General features: G+C 67.6%; 1 protein-coding gene. It reads left to right on the top strand.

Annotation, left to right across the window (positions count from 1 at the left end):
• The coding region (locus tag GOX01_RS12790; RefSeq protein WP_170212326.1) for a MobA/MobL family protein at positions 1-550 on the top strand (550 nt) is incomplete at both ends.

Here is a 550-nt window from a genome sequence, read left to right as displayed (position 1 = left end):
TGCCAAGACCGGCCGGGAATACGAGCTGGCGTTACCGGCCGAACTGGATGGGCGCGCACGGAAAGAACTGGCCCGGGATTTCGCCCGTGAGCTGGTGGCGCGGTACGGGGTGGTGGCGGATGTGGCGATCCATGAACCCGGCCGGGAAGGGGATAACCGGAACCATCACGCCCATATCCTTACCACCACCCGGACGGCCGGGGAGGATGGTCTGGGGGCCAAGACGCGGGTTCTGGACGTGGCCAGCACCGCCTCGGCCGAGATCGAGCATATGCGGGGCGTGTGGGCGCGCCAGGTCAACATGGCGCTTGAACGGCACCAGGTCGAGCAGAGGGTGGATCACAGGAGCTTCGAGCGTCAGGGGGCAGCACAGGAGCCGACCCGGCACATGGGGGTGTCAGCAACCGCACTGGAGCGGCAGGCGGCCCGCAAGATTCCCGGCCGGGAGCCGGTGACGGATCTCGGGAAGCAGAATGCGGAGATCCGTGAGCGGAACCGGGTGCTGGAAACGGCCCGCAAGGCCGTGGAGAAGGCCTCGGCGCTGTTCTCT

The sequence above is a fragment of the Gluconobacter oxydans genome, from assembly GCF_006539685.1.
In the GTDB taxonomy this organism is placed as follows: domain Bacteria; phylum Pseudomonadota; class Alphaproteobacteria; order Acetobacterales; family Acetobacteraceae; genus Gluconobacter; species Gluconobacter oxydans.
The sequence above is the reverse complement of the archived record's forward strand: the minus strand, read 5'-3'. Positions and strand labels throughout refer to the sequence as shown.